The following is a 19,008-nucleotide window of genomic DNA, read 5'->3' as shown; positions in this document are numbered from 1 at the left end:
CCATGACGTACCGCGTCTGTTTCGTCTGCACGGGCAACATCTGCCGCTCCCCGATGGCCGAGGCCGTCTTCCGCGCGCGGGTCGCGGAGGCCGGGCTCGACGATCTGGTCGAGGTGGGCAGCGCCGGAACGGGCGGCTGGCACGAGGGCGACGGCGCCGATCCGCGCACGGTGGCGGTGCTGGAGGAGAACGGCTACTCCGCGCACCACACGGCCCGGCAGTTCCAGCCGTCGTGGTTCTCCCGCCTGGACCTGGTGATCGCGCTGGACTCCGGCCACCTCGGGGCCCTGCGCCGTCTCGCGCCCACGGAGCAGGACGCGCGCAAGGTGCGGCTGCTGCGCTCCTACGATCCCGCCGCCGGTGACGACCTCGACGTGCCGGACCCCTACTACGGGGGGCCGGAGGGCTTCGAGGAGTGTCTTGAGATGGTGGAGGCGGCGAGCCCCGGTCTGCTCGCCGCAGTGCGCGAGGACATGGAGGGACGGGCGGCATGAGCGAATCCGCGACGGGTGACGAGGGCGGAACGACGGGCGGCGGGTACGGCACCCACCAGGACCCGCGTTCCGGGCCCGGCGGCCGGGCGGCCACGGGTTCCGTGTCCAAAGGCCCGGCTGCCACGGGTTCCGGCGACGGCACGCGCGCGGTGCGGGCGGGACTGCCCGAGGCGGTCAAGTACGAGCCCACCCTGCCCGGCCCGGTGTTCGCCGCCCACTTCCACCTGCCGGGCGATCCGACCGGCCCCTACACCTACGGCCGGGACGAGAACCCCACCTGGACGCTGCTGGAGCGCGCCATCGGCGAGCTGGAGGCGCCCGGCCGGGACGACATCGAGACGCTCGTCTTCGCCTCGGGCATGGCCGCGGCCTCCGCGGTGCTCTTCTCGCAGCTGAGCGCCGGGGACGTGTGCGTGCTGCCCTCCGACGGCTATCAGGCGCTGCCCCTGGTCCGTGCCCAGCTGGAGGCGTACGGCATCGAGGTCCGCACCGCGCCGACCGGCGGCGACGCCCAGCTCGACGTCCTCGACGGCGCGAAGCTGCTGTGGATCGAGACACCGTCGAACCCGGGGCTCGACGTGTGCGACGTCAGGCGGCTCGCCGAGGCGGCGCACGCGCGGGGAGCGCTGGTCGCCGTCGACAACACCCTCGCGACCCCGCTCGGCCAGCGCCCGCTGGAGCTCGGCGCCGACTTCGCGGTGGCCAGCGGCACCAAGCAGCTCACCGGCCACGGCGACATCCTCCTCGGCTATGCCGTGGGCCGCGACGCCGAGGCGATGACCGCCGTACGCCGCTGGCGCAAGATCGTGGGAGCGATCCCCGGCCCCATGGAGGCCTGGCTGGCCCACCGTTCGATCGCGACGCTCCAGATGCGGGTCGACCGGCAGTGTGCCACCGCTCTGACGGTCGCCGAGGCGCTGCGCGCGCGGCCCGAGGTGACCGGCCTGCGCTACCCCGGGCTCCCGGAGGACCCTGCGCACGAGATCGCCGCTCAGCAGATGCGGCGCTTCGGCAGCGTGGTGTCGTTCACGCTGCCCTCGCGCGCGCGTGCCGACCGTTTCCTCGACGCGCTGCGGCTCGTGGACGACGCGACGAGCTTCGGCGGAGTGCGGTCCACGGCCGAGCGGCGCGGACGCTGGGGCGGGGACGACGTTCCGGAGGGATTCGTCCGCCTGTCGGTCGGGGCCGAGGACCCGGACGATCTGGTGGCGGACCTCCTGCGCGCCCTGGACGCGTCGGCCGCCTGACCCTCCCCACGGACGGTCCGAGCCTCCCCCCTCGTGGCTCGGACCGTCCTCCCGGTTCCGCGCGCAAGAACCGCCCGACCAAGGCTAGTTGACTCTCTGTCAGTGTCCAATCACGGTAGCGACAGAGACCTATCGACTTATTTATAGTTGGGCGCGTCCGGAGGCCGGGAGCGGGGGCCGACGAGGGGAGAGTGTCAGTGGATCTGGCCTTGCTGCGGACCTTCGTGACCGTGCACCGGGCCGGCTCCTTCACCCGCGCCGCCGCCCTGCTCGGCCTCTCCCAGCCGGCCGTCACCTCGCAGATCAGGACCCTGGAACGGCAGCTGGGCCGCCCCCTGTTCCTGCGGCAGGCACGTGGCGTGACGCCGACCAGCATCGGTGACGAACTCGCCCACAAGGCCGCGCCGCATCTCGACGCCCTGGTGGAGATCGCCGAGAGCGGCCTCGACGACGAGTCGTCCTTACGGACGCTGCACCTCGCGGGGCCCCCGGAGTTCACCGCCGAACGAGCCCTGCCCGCGCTCACGGAACTCACCGGCGAGGACGGGCAGGGCTTCGCGCTGCGCGTCTCCTTCGGGAACGCCGAGGAGACCCTGGAAGGGCTTTCTGCCGGGCACCATGATCTGGTCATCAGCACGGCCCGTCCGCGGGGTGCCCTGCTCACGGCGACTGCGCTGTGCGACGAGGAGCACGTCCTGGTCGCCGCGCCGCGCTGGGCCGATCAGATCGGCGCCGGAGAGCCGGACCGCAAACCGGAGCCGTCCCTGGAGCAGGTGCCCGTGGTGGAGGTGCACGAGTCGCTGCCCTTCGTCTCCCGCTACTGGGCCTCCGTCTTCGACTCGCGCCCGGCGGCCCCGGGCACGGTCGTCGTTCCCGACCTGCGCGCGGTCCTCGCCTGTGCGATCGCGGGCGCGGGCCTGGCGGTGCTGCCGCGGTATCTGTGCGCGGCCGCGCTGGACCGGGGGGAGGTCGTCGCGCTGCACGAGCCGGCGGTGCCTCCCCTGCGGACGTACTTCCTGGTGGTGCGGACCGGGACCCTGGCCATGCCGCACATCGCGCGGGCGCACGACTGGCTGCGACGGGCGGCAGCCGAGTGGTGCTGAGCCCACGGACGCGGGGGCAGGCGAGATCGCGGTCCCACCTCCGGGAAGGCTCTTCACTCCGGGCACTCGGGCGGTGACGTGGGGGGATGTTTCACGTGGAACCAGCCGGGCCACATTTCCCCCATGACCGTCCGACCCGTGGTCAAGCGCACCGCCCGCGCCGTTCTGCTGGACGGTGACGACCTGATCCTGATCAAGCGCACCAAGCCGGGCATGGATCCCTACTGGGTCACCCCCGGCGGCGGGGTCGAGCCCGACGATCCGACCGTCGTCCACGCCCTCCACCGGGAGGTGTACGAAGAACTCGGCGCGAAGATCACCGACGTGGTGCCCTGCTTCGTGGACACCGTGGAGCACATCGGGGAGGACGGCGGCGCGACCGGGGTGAAGGTGCAGCACTTCTTCGTCTGCCGGCTGGAGTCCATGGACCCCTCCCTCCGCCACGGCCCCGAGGTCGACGAGCCCATCGGCGCGTACGAGATCGTCCGTGTGCCCTTCACCCGGGTCGGCATCGCCTCCGTGCACCTCGTTCCGCTGTCGTTGCGGCACTACCTCGACGGCAACATCGAGGGCGTGCGGGCCATGCACGCGCCGGACCTGGGCTGAGACGCCTGACTGGGCTGGAACCGCCTGCCCCGGGCTGAGGGCGACGGCCGGTCAGTCCCCGGCCGAGACCAGTTCCTCGACGGAGTCGTGCCGTATGCGGTCCGCCGGGATGCCGACGTCTCTCAGGGCGTCCACACCGCTGCGGATCATCCCCGGCGGGCCCGAGAGGTAGGCGTCGTACTCGTGCCACGGCCCGTACGCCCGTATGGCGTCAGGGAGCTGCTGGTGCGCCTGCTGGTCGATGATCGCGCGGACCGAGAGCCAGGGGTGGCTCTGCTGGAGGCGGAGCATCGTGTCGATGTCGTACAGGTCGTGGTCGGTGCGGGCACCGTAGAAGACCTCCACCGGGCGGCGCTCGCCGTGCTCGGCGACGTCCTCGACCAGGGCCTTGATGGGGGCGATACCGGTGCCCCCGCCCAGGCAGAGCAGCCCGCTGTCGGTGGTGTGGTCCACGGTCATGGAACCGGCGGGCGGACCGAGCCGGATGATGTCACCGGGCCGGGCGCGGTGCACCAGGGCGTTGGAGACCCAGCCGGCCGGGACGGCCTTCACATGGAACGACAGCAGGCCGTCGGAGCGCGGCGCCGAGGCGAAGGAGTAGTGCCGCCAGATGCGGGGCCACCAGGGGGTCTCCACGCTCGTGTACTGCCCGGCGAGGAAGGGGTACGGCTGGTCGGGGCGGACGGTGACGACCGCGACGTCCGGGGTTCTGAGCTCGTGGCTGACGACCTCGGCGTACCACCAGGCCGGCGCCCGCAGCTCGTCCGCGGCCGCCGCGTCGATCATGATCTGGGAGATGGTGGTGTAGGTCCGCACCCACGCGGCCTCCATCTCCTCGTTCCAGACCCCGGCGGCGTACTTGCTCAGCGCGCCGATGAGGCACTCGCCGACGGCCGGGTAGTGCTCGGCCCGGGTGCCGTACTTGCGGTGCCCCCGGCCGAGGTTCTGCAGGTAGTCGACGAGGACGTCGGTGTTGTCGATGTGCTCGGCAGCCGTCAGCAGCGCCCGGAGCAGCCGGTCCCGCTGGGTGTCCATCGCGGCGGGGAACAGCGACCGCAGATCGGGGTGGCGCACGAAGAGCAGCGCGTAGAAGTACGAGGTGACCTTGTCGGCCACGGGCGCGATCTCGGCCATGGCGCGGCGGACGAGGAGGGCGTCCGGGGACGCCTCGCGGGCGGTGGCGGCCGGGTCCGGGGACGGTGCGGGGCGCTGGGCGGGGACACGTGACGCGGCGGGAGGTGCCACGGTCGGGGCGAAGGGGGCCGGGGTGAGCGTGGCGGGCGCGGGACCCGGCGAGGAGACCGTGGCGTGCAGCGCGGGACGCGGGGACGAAGCCGCGGTGCGGGGCGCGCTGCCGGACGCCGGGGCGTGCTGCGCGACGGCGGGGGCGGGCGCGGGTATCGCGTCCTCGGCGGCGAGCTCCTGGCGCGGAGCGCCGGTGGTGGCGCTGCCGGCCGGGGTGCCGGACGGCGGTGCGGTGCCGCCCGCCCGAGCGTCCGGGGGGAACGTGGACCGGCCCACGGGGCGTATCGCCGCCGGGCGACGTCCACCTGCCGGGCCGGATCGTTCCGCCGGACCGGGGCGTTCTGCCACACCGGGCCGTTCCGCCGCACCGGGCTCGCTGCCCGGCTCCGGCTTCTTGCGGGGCGTGAACCAGCCGCCCCCGCCGCCAGAAGTGCCGTTGTCGGCCGACGTGGTGGTCGGAGCGTCCATGGTGTGCCTCGCCTCGAGCGTCTTTCGGTCGGTCTGCGCACTTCCCTGGTCGGAAGGTGCCTGCTTTCCCCCGTGGACGGGCCGTGTTCCCATCCCTGTCGTGGCCAATGCGGCCACATTCAACCCGTGATCCGGCTGCGTACGGACAAGTAAGGCGAGAGTGTGACATTGCCCGCACTACTCTCTCTTCGAGCTTCCCACTCGCCTGGATGGTTCTCGTCTCATTACCGGAAACGCGGGTCTTCGATCTCTCCGTCCGTTTAGGCTGCATTGCCCTGCACTCGGCCCGCACCAGTCGGGTCATCCGTCCCTGACGCGAACCGGAGTCGACCCTACCGGCCACCGCCGTGCACACAAGTCCCCCCTTCCCCCGTCACGAATGAGGGCAGGAGACGAATCCTCGGACGGGTCAACTGGGGTACGGAGAGGACACATTGACCCTCCCCGTCGGCCATCTGCCGTTCTTACGTGTTTCACGTGAAACGGCCGAAGCCGCCTCACGTGCTTCGCATGCAACTGCAACTGGCCAAAAGCCCGTACGTCTCCGCTCAAACAGGTGGACGCCAAGGGCTCCGGTCGGACAGCCTGACCTGCGTGTCGACTCCTTCCCTTGCCGCTCTGCCCATCCGCCGCCTGACACTTCGCGATCTCGCCGCCTGCGCCGACCTGTCCGAGGACCGGGGGTGGCCACGGGAGGAGCACAAATGGGGCTTCCTCCTCACGGCCGGGAAGGGCTGGGGCATCGACGACCCCGAGGGCGGCCTGGCGAGCGCCTGCGTCGTCACCGAGTACGGGCCCCACGAACGTCCCGCCCTCGCCGCGATCGGCATGGTGCTGGTCGCCGGACGGCACGCCCGGCAGGGCATCGGACGCCGGCTGATGCGCCACGTGGTCTCCGCGATGGGCACCACGCCCCTCACCCTGCACGCGACGCCGAACGGCCGCCCGCTCTACGAGGAACTCGGCTTCAAGGTCATCGGGCGGGCGGAGATGGTGAGGGGCCGCTTCACGCCCGGCGGACCGGAGCCGGAGGTGGCCACCCGCGCCGCGACCGCCGAGGACCTGGCGGCGATCCTCCGGCTCGACGAGCAGGTCTTCGGGACCGACCGGACGCACATCGTCATCCGACTGCCCGCCTTCGCGGACCAGTTGCGCGTGGCGGAGGAGGACGGGCGGATCGTCGGTTACGCGGCCGCCTGGCCCAACATGGAGACGCACGTCGTCGGCCCGCTCATCGCTCGGGACACGGCGGTGGCCCGGGCGCTCATCGCTTCTCTCGCCGCCCGCACCGACCGCCCGCTGCGCACCGACATCGACGTACGGCACGAGGAACTGCTGGTCTGGGCCAAGGCACGCGGACTGACGTCGGTGGCCTTCAACGCGGTGATGTCGTACGGCATCACCGAGCTGCCCGGAGACTGGAGCCGGCGCTTCGCCCCGGTCACGGTCGCGGCGGGCTGAGGAAGCCTCGGCACGGCGAACGCCGGTTCCCGGGCATCGGCGAACGCCGGTTCCCCGGGCATCGGGGAACCGGCGTCGTTTGTCCGGGGGCCTCCCGGTCAGATCTCCGGGAGCCTTCCCGGTGAGGTGTCCAGGGGCCGCCTTCCGGGTCAGGCGAGGGCCTCCACGGCGGCCATGGCGAAGCCGTGGTCCTGCTCGGGGGCCCCGCCCCCGACACCGATCGCGCCGATGAGCCGGCCGTCGCGGTGCACCGGCACACCGCCGGCGATGAACAGCAGCGGCCGGTCGAGCGCGGTCGGCAGCGTGTGGAAGAGGCCTCCGGGCTGGACGGCGTCGACGAGGTCGGCGGTGGGCGCGTTCAGCTGGAGCGCCGTGTAGGCCTTGCGGGTGCTGGTCTCGCCGGAGATCAGCACGGCACGGTCGTCCCGCCGGAAGGCCAGCAGGTGTCCGCCCGCGTCCAGGACGGTGACGCTGACGGTGACCCCCGCCGATGCGGCGGCGCGGCTCGCGGCGGCGACCAGGGCGTCGGCGTCCTGGGTGGTCAGCGGGGCGACAGGGGTGGCGGTGCTCATGAGGTGGTTCTCCTGTGTGACGTACGGGTGAGGGCGTGGGCCGGGGTGTCCCCGACCGGTCAGTGGTGGACGGCGGTCCGCTGCTCAGCGGCGGCGGACCCGGTGACGACGGTGCTCGGCGCACCGGCGCGGCGTTCCAGGGCGGCCGAGAGAACGGCCAGGAGCAGGGCTCCGGCGGCGAGGGCGGCCCCGACCCAGTTGGGGGCGGTGTAACCGAGGCCGGCCGCGATCACCAGGCCGCCGAGCCAGGCGGACAGGGCGTTGCCGAGGTTGAAGGCGCCGATGTTCACCGCGGAGGCCAGGGTCGGGGCGCCGTGCGCCTGGTCGAGGACCCGCTTCTGCAGCGGCGGGACGGTGGCGAAGCCCAGGGCGCCGATCAGCGCGATCGAGACGGCCGACAGGACCTTGTCGTGCGCGGTGAGGGTGAACAGCGCCAGGACGACGGCCAGGGCGCCCAGGGAGACGTACAGCATGGGCATCAGGGCGCGGTCGGCGAACCTGCCGCCGACGAGGTTGCCGCCGACCATGCCGAGGCCGAACAGGACCAGCAGCCAGGTGACCGAGCTGTCGGCGAAGCCGGCGACGTGGGTCATCATCGGCGCGATGTAGGTGATGGCGGCGAAGACACCGCCGAATCCGAGGACGGTCATCGCCATCGCGAGCAGCACCTGCACGTTCTTGAAGGCCGCCAGCTCGTGCCGCAGGCGCACCCCCTCCGGCTTGGGCATGTCGGGGACGAGCCGGGCGATGCCGATCAGGCCGATGACGCCGAGGGCGGCGACGATGCCGAAGGTGACCCGCCAGCCGACGGACTGCCCGACGAGCGTGCCCAGCGGGACACCGACGACGTTGGCGACGGTCAGTCCGGTGAACATCATGGCGATGGCACCGGCCTTCTTGTCCGGGGCGACCAGGTCGGCAGCGACGACCGAGCCGATGCCGAAGAAGGCGCCGTGAGCCAGTGAGGCCACGATCCGGCCGATCAGCATGACGGCGAAGGCGGGAGCGAGCGCCGAGAGCAGATTGCCGGCGATGAACAGGCCCATCAGCAGCATCAGCATGTGCTTGCGGGAGACCTTGGTGCCGAGAACGGTCATCAGCGGGGCACCGAACATGACGCCCAGCGCGTAGCCGGTGACCAGGTATCCGGCGGTGGGGATGGAGACCCCGTAGTCGCCCGCGACCTCGGGCAGCAAGCCCATGATCACGAACTCGGTCGTTCCGATCCCGAAGGCCCCGATCGCGAGGGCCAGAAGCGCGAGAGGCATGGAGGGGTACCTTCCCAGAAGATTGCAGGTGCGCTTTGCGTGCGTCCACAATAGTTGCGCACGCGGGCTAAGTGCAACTGCCGTCTATTGCGTCGTTGCCCTATCCTGGATGTCAGCCGCTCCGGGACGGAGGAAACCCCAATGACAGCGACGGACCCCGCGCTCACCGCCCTCGCCCAGGGCTGGTGCGCCCTCTCCCTGCTCCACGGGAGGATCGAGTCCCACATCGAGCGCGCCCTGCAGGCGAAACACGACCTGAGTGCGCGCGAGTACTCCCTGCTGGACGTGCTCAGCCGGCAGCACGACGGCGACGGAGGCCACCTGCAGATGAAGCAGGTCGCCGACGCCGTCGTCCTCAGCCAGAGCGCCACCACCCGCCTGGTAACCCGCTTGGAGGACCGAGGGCTCCTGGAGCGCTATCTGTGCCCCACGGACCGCCGGGGCATCTACACGAACGTGACGGAGGCGGGCCTGAAGCTGCTGGAAGCGGCGCGGCCGACCAATGACGCCGCCCTGCGCGAGGCCCTCGACGAGGCGGCGAAGAATCCCGAGCTGGCCCCGCTGGTCCGGGCCGTCGAAACGCTGAAGGCCCCGGTACCGGCGTGAACCGGCACCGCACCGCTGCGTAGGGTGCGGCCATGGGAGATCTCGACATACGCACCGCCGTCGCCGACGACGTCCCGGCGATCGTCGCCATGCTCGCGGACGACCCCTTGGGCGCGCAGCGCGAGTCACCGGACGATCTCGCGCCCTACCTGACCGCGCTGGAGCGGCTGAGCGCCGACCCGAACCAGCGCCTGGTCGTGGCAGTGCGCGAGGGGCGCGTCGTCGGCACGCTGCAGCTCACGATCATCCCCGGGCTGTCCCGGCGGGGCGCCACCAGGGCGATCATCGAAGGCGTGCGCATCCACGCCGAGGAGCGCGGCAGCGGCCTGGGGTCGCGGCTCATCGAGTGGGCGATCGACGAGTCCCGTGAGGCGGACTGTCAGTTGGTCCAGCTGACCTCCGACAAGTCCCGCACCGACGCCCACCGCTTCTACGAGCGGCTCGGCTTCACGGCCTCCCACACGGGCTTCAAGCTCCAGCTCTGACCGGCAGGCGGAAGCGCCCGTGTTTCACGTGAAACACGGGCGCTCCTTCGCGTCCGGCTCAGCCGATTCCGCGCCAGCCTTCGGGGTCGACCCCTCCCGGTACCGGAGCCGTCTCGTCGTAGGGCTGCCGCGTGAGCACGAACGAGCCGAGGTCCAGATGGCTCACGGACCCGTCCGGCCGCCGTACGGCCGTGAGCAGCTCTCCGGCGTAGTAGCCCTCCAGTCCGGTCCAGGTCCCGTCCCCGTTCGGGCGGAAGCGTGAGCGGCGCCCGCCGCCGGACAGCGGCTCCAGCGAGGCGAGCCCATCGGCCGTGAGCCGCAGGGCGAAGGCGTGCGTCCCCCAGTACCACTGGCCCGTCAGCTCCAGCACGTCCGGCTGGACCTCACGCATTGGCGTCCACGGGGCGGGGATGCGCGGCTCCGCCTCGGCGACGATCCGGACGAGATCGGCGGCGACCGCCGACACCGCCGGTCCCGAGGTGCAGTTGGCCAGCACGACCGCCGCCACGTCGTCCTCCACACTGATGCTCACATTGGCCAGGAAGCCCGGCAGGGAGCCGCTGTGCCCCACGAGCAGCCGGCCGTGCCGGTGCTGGATCTGCATGCCGAGGCCATAGGCATCACCGGACATCACGTCCGCGGCCTCCGCCGGTGCGGCGGGGGTCCGCATCTCGCGCAGGGACGCGGGGCTCAGCACCCGCTCGTCGCCCCGCACGAGGAAGGCCGCGAACCGGGCCAGGTCCGAGGTGGTCGACCAGAGTTGACCGGCGGGTGCCATCCGGCCGAGGTCCTCTGCGGGTTCAGGGAGCAGCACGTCGGCCCAGGGGTGTACGGCCCACCCGCCCGCGTGCGGAGCCCGCGGCCGCACGCTCGTCCGGTCCAGCCCCAAGGGTTCGAGCACTTCACGCCGTAGGGCCTCCTCCCAGGACGTCCCGCGCAGTTCCTCCACGAGCGCGCCCAGCAGCGTGTAGCCCGGGTTCGAGTAGTGGTACCGCCGGCCGACGGGGTGCAGAAAGGGCTGCTCTCCGAGGACGTCGGACAGTTCCGGCCGCAGGGACCCCGATGTGCGCTCCCACCACGGCGCGGGCGCCTCGGCCGCCAACCCGGCCGTGTGGGCCAGCAGTTCGGCGATCGTGGCCTCCCCCGCGCCCGTACCCGGCAGATGCTTCTCCAGCGCGTCACCGAGGCCCAGCAGTCCCTCGTCGCGCAGACGCATCACGAGGACGGCGGTGAAGGTCTTGGTGATCGAGCCGATCCGGTACTGCACGGTGTCGTCGGGCGCGTGCCCCTCCACCGATGTCCGGGCGCCGTGCCACACCGCCCGGCCGTCCCGGACGACGGCCGCGACCAGTGACGGTGCCCGTCCCCCTGCCTGGGCCACGGCGATCCGGTGCAGCAGTGCGCGACGCGTGGCGGGAAGCAGCTCTTCCCCCTGATGAGGTGTCGTCATGGGCCCAGTCCATCCGGCCCGGACCCACCCGTCGACTCCTTTTCACCGCGCGTCCGTGGATCTCGCGGCCCGTGTTCTTGCTGGGCGCCTTCCCGGGACCTCCGTTCCACCGCCGACGGTCTCGGTCCCTGCCTGCTGTGAAGCCGCCCGGCCAGGAATGTGATTGCCCCTGCTGAACCGGCTCCCCATCCTGCTGGGATGCGCTTCTCCGTCAACATCCCCAACTTCGGTGACTTCGCCGACCCCCGCAACGTCGCGACCGCGGACCCGCAAATCCTGCTGACAGCGGCCGCGCTGGCGACCTCCCGGATCCGGCTGGGCACCCTGCTGGCGCCGTCCCCCGTTACCGGCCGCAGCAACTCGCGCGCCAGGTGGCCACCCTGGACCACCTCAGCGGCGGCAGGGTGATCTTCGCTGCCGGCCTGGGCGGTCCGGTCGAGGACGAGTACCGCAGTTTCGGCGACACCGCCGAGCCGCGCCTCCTGGCTGAGCGGCTGGACGAGGGACTGGACCTGTTGCGGCGTTTCTGGTCCGGGGACTCGGTGAACCACCACGGCCGGCACTATGAGGTGCGGGACGTGACGCTGCTGCCCGCCACGGTGCAGCGCCCCCGTCCACCGGTATGGATCGGCGGATTCTGGCCGCGTCGCCCGCCCATGCGGCGGGCAGCGCGGTGGGACGGCGCGGTGCCGCTCTTCGAGACGGCCCGGCACGGCCAGGTGCCGGATGTGGCCGATGTACGCGATCTTGTCGGATACGTGCGCAAGCACCGTGCGGCCGGGGCGGAGGGCCCCTTCGAGTTCGTACTCGGCGGCGCCACGCCCTGCGCCACGGCCCAGGCCAGGGACGTGATCGGTCCGCTGCACGACGCGGGTGCCACCTGGTGGGACGAGCGGCAGGTCCAGACCGGTCCCGACCTGGACCGTCTGGCTCCGGTGCTGCGCCGCGTCGAGGCAGGGCCCCCGCTGGTCTGATGTGCCCCTACGGACCGGGCGCCGGAAGCCGGCGGCAGCCCAACCCCTGCAGCGCCCAGGATCAGGTCTGCGCCATGTCCACGAACCGCGAGTAGTGGCCCTGGAAGGCGACGGTGATCGTCGCCGTCGGGCCGTTTCGGTGCTTGGCCACGATCAGGTCCGCCTCGCCCGCGCGGGGCGACTCCTTCTCGTAGGCGTCCTCGCGGTGCAGCAGGATGACCATGTCGGCGTCCTGCTCGATGGAGCCGGACTCACGCAGGTCGGAGACCATCGGCTTCTTGTCCGTGCGCTGCTCGGGGCCGCGGTTGAGCTGGGAGAGAGCGATCACCGGGATCTCCAGCTCCTTGGCCAGCAGCTTGAGGTTACGGGACATGTCCGAGACCTCCTGCTGACGGCTCTCGGCCCGCTTGGACCCACCGGACTGCATCAGCTGCAGGTAGTCGATGACGACCAGGCGGAGGTCGTTGCGCTGCTTCAGCCGACGGCACTTGGCGCGGATCTCCATCATCGACAGGTTCGGCGAGTCGTCGATGTAGAGCGGGGCGGCCGAGACGTCCGGCATCCGCCGGGCCAGACGCGTCCAGTCCTCGTCCGTCATCGTGCCGGAGCGCATGTGGTGCAGGGCGACTCTGGCCTCGGCGGACAGCAGGCGCATGGCGATCTCGTTGCGCCCCATCTCGAGCGAGAAGATCACGCTCGGCAGGTTGTTCTTGATCGAGGCCGCGCGCGCGAAGTCGAGGGCGAGCGTGGACTTGCCCATGGCGGGGCGGGCCGCGATGACGATCATCTGGCCGGGGTGCAGGCCGTTGGTGAGCGAGTCGAAGTCCGTGAAACCCGTGGGGACGCCGGTCATCTCGCCGCTGCGCGAACCGATCGCCTCGATCTCGTCGAGGGCGCCCTCCATGATGTCGCCGAGCGGAAGGTAGTCCTCGCTGGTGCGCTGCTCGGTGACGGCGTAGATCTCCGCCTGGGCGCGGTTGACGATCTCGTCGACGTCGTCGTCGGCCGCGTACCCCATCTGGGTGATCCGCGTGCCCGCCTCGACCAGGCGGCGCAGGACCGCGCGCTCGTGGACGATCTCCGCGTAGTAGGCGGCGTTGGCCGCCGTGGGCACCGTCTGGACGAGGGTGTGCAGGTAGGAGGCCCCACCCACCTTGTTGATCTCGCCGCGCTTGGTGAGCTCGGCCGCGATCGTGATGGGGTCGGCCGGCTCGCCCTTGGCGTAGACGTCGAGGACGGCCTGGTAGATCGTCTCGTGCGCCGGCTTGTAGAAGTCGTGGCCCTTGAGGATCTCGACCACGTCGGCGATGGCGTCCTTGGACAGCAGCATGCCGCCGAGCACCGACTGCTCGGCCTCGATGTCCTGCGGCGGCACCCGCTCGAACGACGAGCCCGAGCCGCCGTCCCACACCCCGCTGTCCCGGCCGCGCTCGTGCTGTTCGTCACGGCCCCGGCTACCGTCACCCCGTCGGCGGGAGGCGGGCAGACGATCACTGGGCCCGCTGTCGGCCCACGGGTCGTCCAAGGGCTCGGAAATGCTCACCGAGCCACCTCCTCCCGTCCGCCGCAGCAGACCTCGCCGTGCCCCTCTTTTCTACGGCACGGCACTGACAAATGAGAGGCCCAACTCCGGTTGGTCGGCGCCGGTTTTGTGGTGTTTTGAAAACCGGCGGACGGAGCGGGCGCCGGACCACCGTAGGCCCGTCGGCACCGTCAGCCAATCTGGTTATCCACAGGCCATGTGGACGACGGCCCAGATGCTGTGGAGAACTCCGCGAAACCTGTGCACGACCCGGTGGACAGGGCTGTGAACAAGCAGTCAACCCTCTCGACAACAACGCTGTGACCTGGGGCTTTGCCATCCACCGGCTGTGCAGAAGAAAAACTTCCCCAACCGGCGCAAGATCGCTTCGAAAGGTGCACAGCAGTGCGCACCCTCGAACGGAAAGTAAGGACTGCAAAGGCTTTGCATCTCTTACCTGTGGACGATTAGATTGGTGCACATGACACAGGCCCCCGCGCGCCGTCGAGACGGCCGGAGACAGCACGACCGGGAGATCGTCGCGCTGGCGGTGCCCGCCTTCGGCGCCCTCGTCGCCGAGCCCCTCTTCCTGCTGGCCGACACCGCCATCGTGGGCCATCTGGGCACGGCCCAGCTCGCCGGGCTCGGCGTCGCCTCGGCCCTGCTGATGACCGCGGTCAGCGTCTTCGTCTTCCTCGCCTATGCCACCACGGCGGCGGTCGCCCGCCGAGTCGGCGCGGGAGACCTCCCGGCCGCCATCCGCCAGGGCATGGACGGCATCTGGCTGGCGCTGTTCCTCGGTGCCGTCGTCGTCGCCGCCGCCCTGCCCACGGCACCCCACCTGGTGGACCTCTTCGGGGCCTCGGAGGCGGCAGCCCCCTACGCCACCACCTATCTGCGCATCTCCGTGCTCGGCATCCCCGCCATGCTCATCGTCCTCGCCGCGACCGGTGTCCTGCGCGGCCTGCAGGACACGCGCACCCCGCTCTACGTCGCCATCGCCGGCTTCGTCGCGAACGGCGCCCTCAACGCGGGACTCGTCTACGGTGCCGGCCTGGGGATCGCGGGCTCCGCCTGGGGCACGGTCATCGCACAGTGCGGTATGGCCGCCGTCTACCTGGTGGTCGTCCTGCGGGGCGCCCGCAAGCACGGTGCTTCCCTGCGTCCGGACGCCGCCGGGATCAGGGCCTCGGCACAGGCAGGTGTGCCCCTGCTGGTCCGCACGCTTTCCCTGCGGGCGATCCTGATGATCGCCACCGCGGTCGCCGCCCGGCTCGGAGACGCCGATATCGCCGCCCATCAGATCATCCTGTCCCTGTGGAGCCTGCTCGCCTTCGCCCTGGATGCCATCGCCATTGCGGGACAGGCCATCATCGGCCGCTACCTCGGAGCCGGTGATGCCCAGGGCGCCCGCGACGCATGCCGCCGCATGGTCGAGTGGGGCATCGCCGTCGGGGTCGTCCTCGGCGTCCTGGTGGTCATCACCCGTCCGGTGTTCCTGCCCCTGTTCAGCGGCGACCCCGCGGTCAAGGACGTGGCCCTGCCCGCACTCGTCATCGTCGCCCTCTCCCAGCCCATCTCCGGCATCGTCTTCGTTCTGGACGGCGTTCTGATGGGCGCCGGCGACGGCCCGTACCTGGCCTGGGCGATGCTGGTCACTCTCGCCGTGTTCACCCCGGCCGCCCTGCTCGTACCGGTGCTGGGCGGGGGGCTCACCGCGCTGTGGGCCACCATGACGCTGATGATGACCGTGCGGATGCTGACCCTGTGGCTCCGCACCCGATCGGGGCGCTGGCTCGTGACGGGCGCGACCCGCTGACCGTTTCACGTGAAACACGGAGCACTTCAGGGAAAGGGCTGTTTCACGTGAAACATCGCTCCGCCCGGCGCGCATGACGATGGGGCCGTACCCCGAAGGGCACGACCCCATCACTCACTGCTGCAGCGAGCCCGGCACTCAGGCCGCGACGACCTCGATGTTGACCTTGGCGGCAACCTCGGGGTGCAGACGCACGGACGTCTCGTGAGCGCCCAGCGTCTTGATCGGCGAGCCCAGCTCGATGCGGCGCTTGTCGACCTCGGGGCCACCGGAAGCCTTGATCGCGGAAGCGATGTCGGCCGGGGTGACGGAACCGAAGAGACGACCGGCGTCGCCGGAGCGGACGGCCAGACGGACCTTGACGCCCTCGAGCTGGGCCTTCACCTGGTTGGCCTGCTCGATGGTCTGGATCTCGTGGATCTTGCGAGCACGACGGATCTGCTCGACGTCCTTCTCGCCACCCTTGGTCCAGCGGATCGCGAACTTCCGCGGGATCAGGTAGTTGCGAGCGTAGCCGTCCTTGACGTCGACGACGTCGCCCGCGGCGCCGAGGCCGGAGACCTCGTGGGTGAGGATGATCTTCATGAGTCGGTCACCCTTCCCTTATCGCGCGGTGGACGTGTAGGGCAGCAGCGCCATCTCACGGCTGTTCTTGACGGCCGTGGCGACGTCACGCTGGTGCTGCGTGCAGTTGCCGGTCACGCGGCGGGCACGGATCTTGCCGCGGTCGGAAATGAACTTCCGCAGCATGTTCGTGTCCTTGTAGTCCACGTACGTGACCTTGTCCTTGCAGAAAGCGCAGACCTTCTTCTTCGGCTTGCGCACAGGCGGCTTCGCCATGGTGATTCTCCTGTGTGATCAAGAAGTGTGGGTGCGAACCCGCCCTAGAAGGGGGGCTCGTCCGAGTAGCCGCCGCCACCGCCGCCGCCGGAGTTTCCACCCCAGCCGCCGCCACCGCCCTGGTTGCCACCGGCGGGAGCGCCGGTCGCCCACGGGTCGTCGGCGGGAGCTCCGCCGCCCTGCTGGCCGCCTCCGGGGCCGCCGCCCCAGCCGCCGCCACCCTGGCCGCCGCCACCGCCGCCGTAACCGCCCTGGCCACCGCGGCCGCTGGTCTTGGTGACCTTGGCCGTGGCGTTGCGCAGGCTGGCGCCGACTTCCTCGACGTCCAGCTCGTAGACCGTGCGCTTGACACCCTCACGGTCCTCGTAGGACCGCTGCTTCAGCCGGCCCTGCACGATGACGCGCATGCCTCGCTGGAGCGACTCCGCGACGTTCTCCGCCGCCTGACGCCAGACCGAGCAGGTCAGGAACAGGCTCTCGCCGTCCTTCCACTCGTTCGTCTGGCGGTCGAAGGTGCGGGGAGTGGACGCGACACGGAACTTCGCGACGGCCGCACCGGAGGGGGTGAAGCGCAGCTCGGGGTCGTCGACAAGATTGCCGACCACCGTGATGACGGTCTCGCCTGCCATGGGGGAACCTCTCGGCGGGTTTGCTCTGGCTGCTTGCTACTCGAATCCCGGGATCAGCTGAGCGTGGAAGCTCAGTGCATCTCGGGACGGAGGACCTTGGTCCGGAGGACCGACTCGTTCAGGTTCATCTGGCGGTCGAGCTCCTTGACGACCGCAGGCTCGGCCTGCAGGTCGATGACCGAGTAGATGCCCTCGGGCTTCTTCTTGATCTCGTACGCGAGACGACGACGACCCCAGGTGTCGACCTTCTCGACCTTTCCGCCGCCGTCACGGACGACAGAGAGGAAGTTCTCGATCAGCGGGGAGACAGCGCGCTCCTCGACGTCGGGATCGAGGATGACCATCACCTCGTAGTGACGCATGTGGAACCCACCTCCTTTGGACTCAGCGGCCACGGTCGTTCCGTGGCAGGAGGGTTGTGATGCGTAGGCAACGGTATCGGCCACCACTGACAATCAGGGGTTCTGTGGAGAAGCCCTCGTCGTGACGTGGGCAGACACCGGTGCGGACGGTACAGAGTACCCGCACGGTGGCTTCCGGTTGAAATCCGGTCGCGGGGGCGGCCAATCTGTACACATCGGGTGTGTATGGCGCTACGGTGCGCCGACTTTCGCAGGAGGTGCCCTATGGCACAGGCATTGCGACCCAACACCGCCGGCGGCCTCTTCGCCACGGACGGCAAGCCCCACCCCCTCCAGGACACGCTGCTCGCGGTGACCCTGGTGCTGGGCCTCACCGCGTTCCTCACGGCGATCATCGACGACGGCCTGCACGTGCTCAGCTCCTGGACCGGCCTGGTGGGCATTCTCACGGGTGCCTACGGCCAGTGGATCTCGGAGACGACGCGTGAGCGCTTCGGCCTGATCCTGGGCCTGGGCGCCTCGGGCGTCGGCTTCTTCCTGGGCATGATGCACGGCGGCCTCATCGGCTGACGCCGGAACACCCCTCCTCGAACAGCGGACGACGCCCCGGCCGTCCTCGGGCCGGGGCGCAGGTTCCGTACGCCCAACCGGCGCGCTCCCACGGCGCAGTAGGCTTCGCGCGAGAGCCGGAGCCCCTGAACCCATGGGGACACACCAGCCCGAGGAGCGCCCCGAATGAGCCTGACCCTGAGGACCATCAGTCGAGAGCAGCATCTGGCCTACATCCAGAGCCTGCCGTCGGCGAGCCACATGCAGGTCCCGGCCTGGGCTGACGTCAAGGCGGAGTGGCGTTCGGAGAACCTCGGCTGGTTCGACGAGCGCACCGGTGAGCTGGTCGGCGTGGGTCTGGTCCTCTACCGGCAGCTCCCCAAGATCAAGCGCTACCTCGCGTACCTGCCCGAGGGCCCGGTCATCAACTGGTTCGCGCCGAATCTGCAGGAGTGGATCGAGCCGATGCTGGCGCACCTGAAGCAGCAGGGCGCCTTCTCGGTGAAGATGGGCCCGCCGGTGATCATCCGCCGCTGGGAGGCCGCGTCGATCAAGCAGGGCATCCAGAACCCGGACGTCAAGCGCCTGCGGGACATCGAGGCCGACCACATCGAGCCGCGTGCCTTCGAGGTGGCCGACAAGCTGCGCCGCATGGGCTGGCAGCAGGGCGAGGACGGCGGCGCCGGCTTCGGCGACGTCCAGCCGCGCTACGTCTACCAGGTGCCGCTGGCGAACCGGTCCCTGGAGGAGGTCCACAAGAACTTCAACCAGCTGTGGCGCCGCAACATCAAGAAGGCCGAGAAGGCCGGCGTCGAGGTCGTCCAGGGCGGTTACCAGGACCTCGAGGAATGGCAGCGCCTGTACGAGATCACGGCCGTGCGCGACCACTTCCGGCCGCGCCCGCTGTCGTACTTCCAGCGCATGTGGACGGCCCTCAACGCCGAGGACCCCAACCGCATGCGGCTGTACTTCGCCCGGCACAACGGCGTGAACCTGTCGGCGGCGACGATGCTGATCGTCGGCGGCCACGTCTGGTACTCGTACGGCGCCTCCGACAACATCGGCCGCGAGGTCCGGCCGTCGAACGCGATGCAGTGGCGGATGCTGCGCGACGCGTACGCACTCGGCGCGACCGTCTACGACCTGCGCGGCATCTCCGACTCGCTGGACGAGACCGACCACCTCTTCGGCCTGATCCAGTTCAAGGTGGGCACCGGCGGCCAGGCGGCCGAGTACCTCGGCGAGTGGGACTTCCCGCTCAACAAGCTGCTGCACAAGGCGCTCGACATCTACATGTCGCGTCGTTGA

At 70.6% G+C, this 19,008-nt stretch carries 19 protein-coding genes and 1 pseudogene; 11 read left to right on the top strand and 9 right to left on the bottom strand.

The features are described 5' to 3' along the window. The first annotated feature begins 2 nt into the window (after positions 1 to 2). The 4 genes from AC07DA_RS13295 (at position 3) to AC07DA_RS13280 (ending at position 3,450) form a co-directional block, all read left to right on the top strand. Positions 3 to 494: a low molecular weight protein-tyrosine-phosphatase gene (locus tag AC07DA_RS13295; protein WP_479127507.1), complete on the top strand. Its 492-nt coding sequence runs from the start codon at positions 3 to 5 to the stop codon at positions 492 to 494. After that, entirely contained in the window at positions 491 to 1,741 is a 1,251-nt protein-coding gene (locus tag AC07DA_RS13290; RefSeq protein WP_479127505.1) for a cystathionine gamma-lyase, read from the top strand. Before AC07DA_RS13295 ends, AC07DA_RS13290 begins: the two co-directional genes overlap by 4 nt. A 197-nt stretch (positions 1,742 to 1,938) precedes the next feature. After that, a complete protein-coding gene (locus AC07DA_RS13285) occupies positions 1,939 to 2,844 on the top strand; it encodes a LysR family transcriptional regulator (RefSeq protein ID WP_479127503.1) in 906 nt (301 codons plus the stop codon). Between the two features lie 123 nt (positions 2,845 to 2,967). After that, the gene (locus AC07DA_RS13280) at positions 2,968 to 3,450 is read left to right on the top strand and encodes an NUDIX domain-containing protein (protein ID WP_479127501.1); all 483 of its coding nucleotides are present in this window, start codon (positions 2,968 to 2,970) and stop codon (positions 3,448 to 3,450) included. A 51-nt stretch (positions 3,451 to 3,501) separates the two neighbouring features. Here AC07DA_RS13280 and AC07DA_RS13275 read toward each other — a convergent pair whose 3' ends face one another. Next, a complete protein-coding gene (locus AC07DA_RS13275; RefSeq protein ID WP_479127499.1) occupies positions 3,502 to 5,163 on the bottom strand; it encodes a globin domain-containing protein in 1,662 nt (553 codons plus the stop codon). Between the two features lie 594 nt (positions 5,164 to 5,757). Here AC07DA_RS13275 and AC07DA_RS13270 point away from each other — a divergent pair. Then, positions 5,758 to 6,624: a GNAT family N-acetyltransferase gene (locus AC07DA_RS13270; protein ID WP_479127498.1), complete on the top strand. Its 867-nt coding sequence runs from the start codon at positions 5,758 to 5,760 to the stop codon at positions 6,622 to 6,624. A gap of 149 nt (positions 6,625 to 6,773) precedes the next feature. On the opposite strand, the gene AC07DA_RS13265 is transcribed toward AC07DA_RS13270, so the two are convergent. Together AC07DA_RS13265 and AC07DA_RS13260 are read right to left on the bottom strand one after the other, a co-directional pair. Next, positions 6,774 to 7,196: a GlcG/HbpS family heme-binding protein gene (locus AC07DA_RS13265; protein WP_479127496.1), complete on the bottom strand. Its 423-nt coding sequence runs from the start codon at positions 7,194 to 7,196 to the stop codon at positions 6,774 to 6,776. A gap of 59 nt (positions 7,197 to 7,255) precedes the next feature. Then, entirely contained in the window at positions 7,256 to 8,464 is a 1,209-nt protein-coding gene (locus AC07DA_RS13260; RefSeq protein ID WP_479127494.1) for an MFS transporter, read from the bottom strand. A 141-nt stretch (positions 8,465 to 8,605) separates the two neighbouring features. Between AC07DA_RS13260 and AC07DA_RS13255 the strand changes: the two genes are divergently transcribed. Together AC07DA_RS13255 and AC07DA_RS13250 are read left to right on the top strand one after the other, a co-directional pair. Next, positions 8,606 to 9,070 carry a MarR family winged helix-turn-helix transcriptional regulator gene (locus AC07DA_RS13255; RefSeq protein ID WP_479127492.1) on the top strand — a complete coding sequence of 155 codons (465 nt, stop codon included), beginning with the start codon at positions 8,606 to 8,608 and terminating at the stop codon, positions 9,068 to 9,070. A 32-nt stretch (positions 9,071 to 9,102) separates the two neighbouring features. Beyond that, on the top strand, positions 9,103 to 9,555 hold the full coding sequence (locus AC07DA_RS13250; RefSeq protein ID WP_479127490.1) for a GNAT family N-acetyltransferase: 453 nt from the start codon (positions 9,103 to 9,105) through the stop codon (positions 9,553 to 9,555). Between the two features lie 58 nt (positions 9,556 to 9,613). Here AC07DA_RS13250 and AC07DA_RS13245 read toward each other — a convergent pair whose 3' ends face one another. Beyond that, positions 9,614 to 11,005: a serine hydrolase domain-containing protein gene (locus AC07DA_RS13245; protein ID WP_479127488.1), complete on the bottom strand. Its 1,392-nt coding sequence runs from the start codon at positions 11,003 to 11,005 to the stop codon at positions 9,614 to 9,616. Between the two features lie 198 nt (positions 11,006 to 11,203). Between AC07DA_RS13245 and AC07DA_RS13240 the strand changes: the two are divergent. Then, a pseudogene (locus AC07DA_RS13240) lies at positions 11,204 to 11,979 on the top strand (LLM class flavin-dependent oxidoreductase). Between the two features lie 61 nt (positions 11,980 to 12,040). On the opposite strand, the gene dnaB reads toward AC07DA_RS13240, so the two are convergent. Further along, entirely contained in the window at positions 12,041 to 13,522 is a 1,482-nt protein-coding gene (gene dnaB, locus AC07DA_RS13235; protein ID WP_479127487.1) for a replicative DNA helicase, read from the bottom strand. Between the two features lie 460 nt (positions 13,523 to 13,982). On the opposite strand from dnaB, the gene AC07DA_RS13230 reads away from it, so the two are divergent. Continuing rightward, the gene (locus AC07DA_RS13230; protein WP_479127485.1) at positions 13,983 to 15,320 is read left to right on the top strand and encodes an MATE family efflux transporter; all 1,338 of its coding nucleotides are present in this window, start codon (positions 13,983 to 13,985) and stop codon (positions 15,318 to 15,320) included. Positions 15,321 to 15,458: 138 nt separating this feature from the next. Here the strand turns inward: AC07DA_RS13230 and rplI are convergent, their stop codons facing one another. The 4 genes from rplI to rpsF form a co-directional block, all read right to left on the bottom strand. Then, complete coding sequence (gene rplI, locus AC07DA_RS13225) at positions 15,459 to 15,905, bottom strand: 50S ribosomal protein L9 (RefSeq protein ID WP_010032778.1); 447 nt, start codon at positions 15,903 to 15,905, stop codon at positions 15,459 to 15,461. An 18-nt stretch (positions 15,906 to 15,923) separates the two neighbouring features. Beyond that, positions 15,924 to 16,160, bottom strand: a complete 237-nt coding sequence (gene rpsR / locus AC07DA_RS13220; RefSeq protein WP_003949403.1) for a 30S ribosomal protein S18 — start codon at positions 16,158 to 16,160, stop codon at positions 15,924 to 15,926. A 44-nt stretch (positions 16,161 to 16,204) separates the two neighbouring features. Further along, positions 16,205 to 16,789, bottom strand: a complete 585-nt coding sequence (locus tag AC07DA_RS13215; protein WP_402454587.1) for a single-stranded DNA-binding protein — start codon at positions 16,787 to 16,789, stop codon at positions 16,205 to 16,207. A 71-nt stretch (positions 16,790 to 16,860) separates the two neighbouring features. Continuing rightward, positions 16,861 to 17,151 carry a 30S ribosomal protein S6 gene (gene rpsF / locus AC07DA_RS13210; protein WP_030237450.1) on the bottom strand — a complete coding sequence of 97 codons (291 nt, stop codon included), beginning with the start codon at positions 17,149 to 17,151 and terminating at the stop codon, positions 16,861 to 16,863. A gap of 264 nt (positions 17,152 to 17,415) precedes the next feature. Between rpsF and AC07DA_RS13205 the strand changes: the two genes are divergently transcribed. Both AC07DA_RS13205 and femX read left to right on the top strand, forming a co-directional pair. Further along, the gene (locus AC07DA_RS13205; protein WP_479127482.1) at positions 17,416 to 17,721 is read left to right on the top strand and encodes a hypothetical protein; all 306 of its coding nucleotides are present in this window, start codon (positions 17,416 to 17,418) and stop codon (positions 17,719 to 17,721) included. A 165-nt stretch (positions 17,722 to 17,886) separates the two neighbouring features. Beyond that, entirely contained in the window at positions 17,887 to 19,008 is a 1,122-nt protein-coding gene (gene femX, locus AC07DA_RS13200; protein ID WP_479127480.1) for a peptidoglycan bridge formation glycyltransferase FemX, read from the top strand.

This window comes from Streptomyces sp. NPDC044921, assembly GCF_056432865.1.
This window is presented reverse-complemented; position numbering and strand designations above follow the sequence as displayed.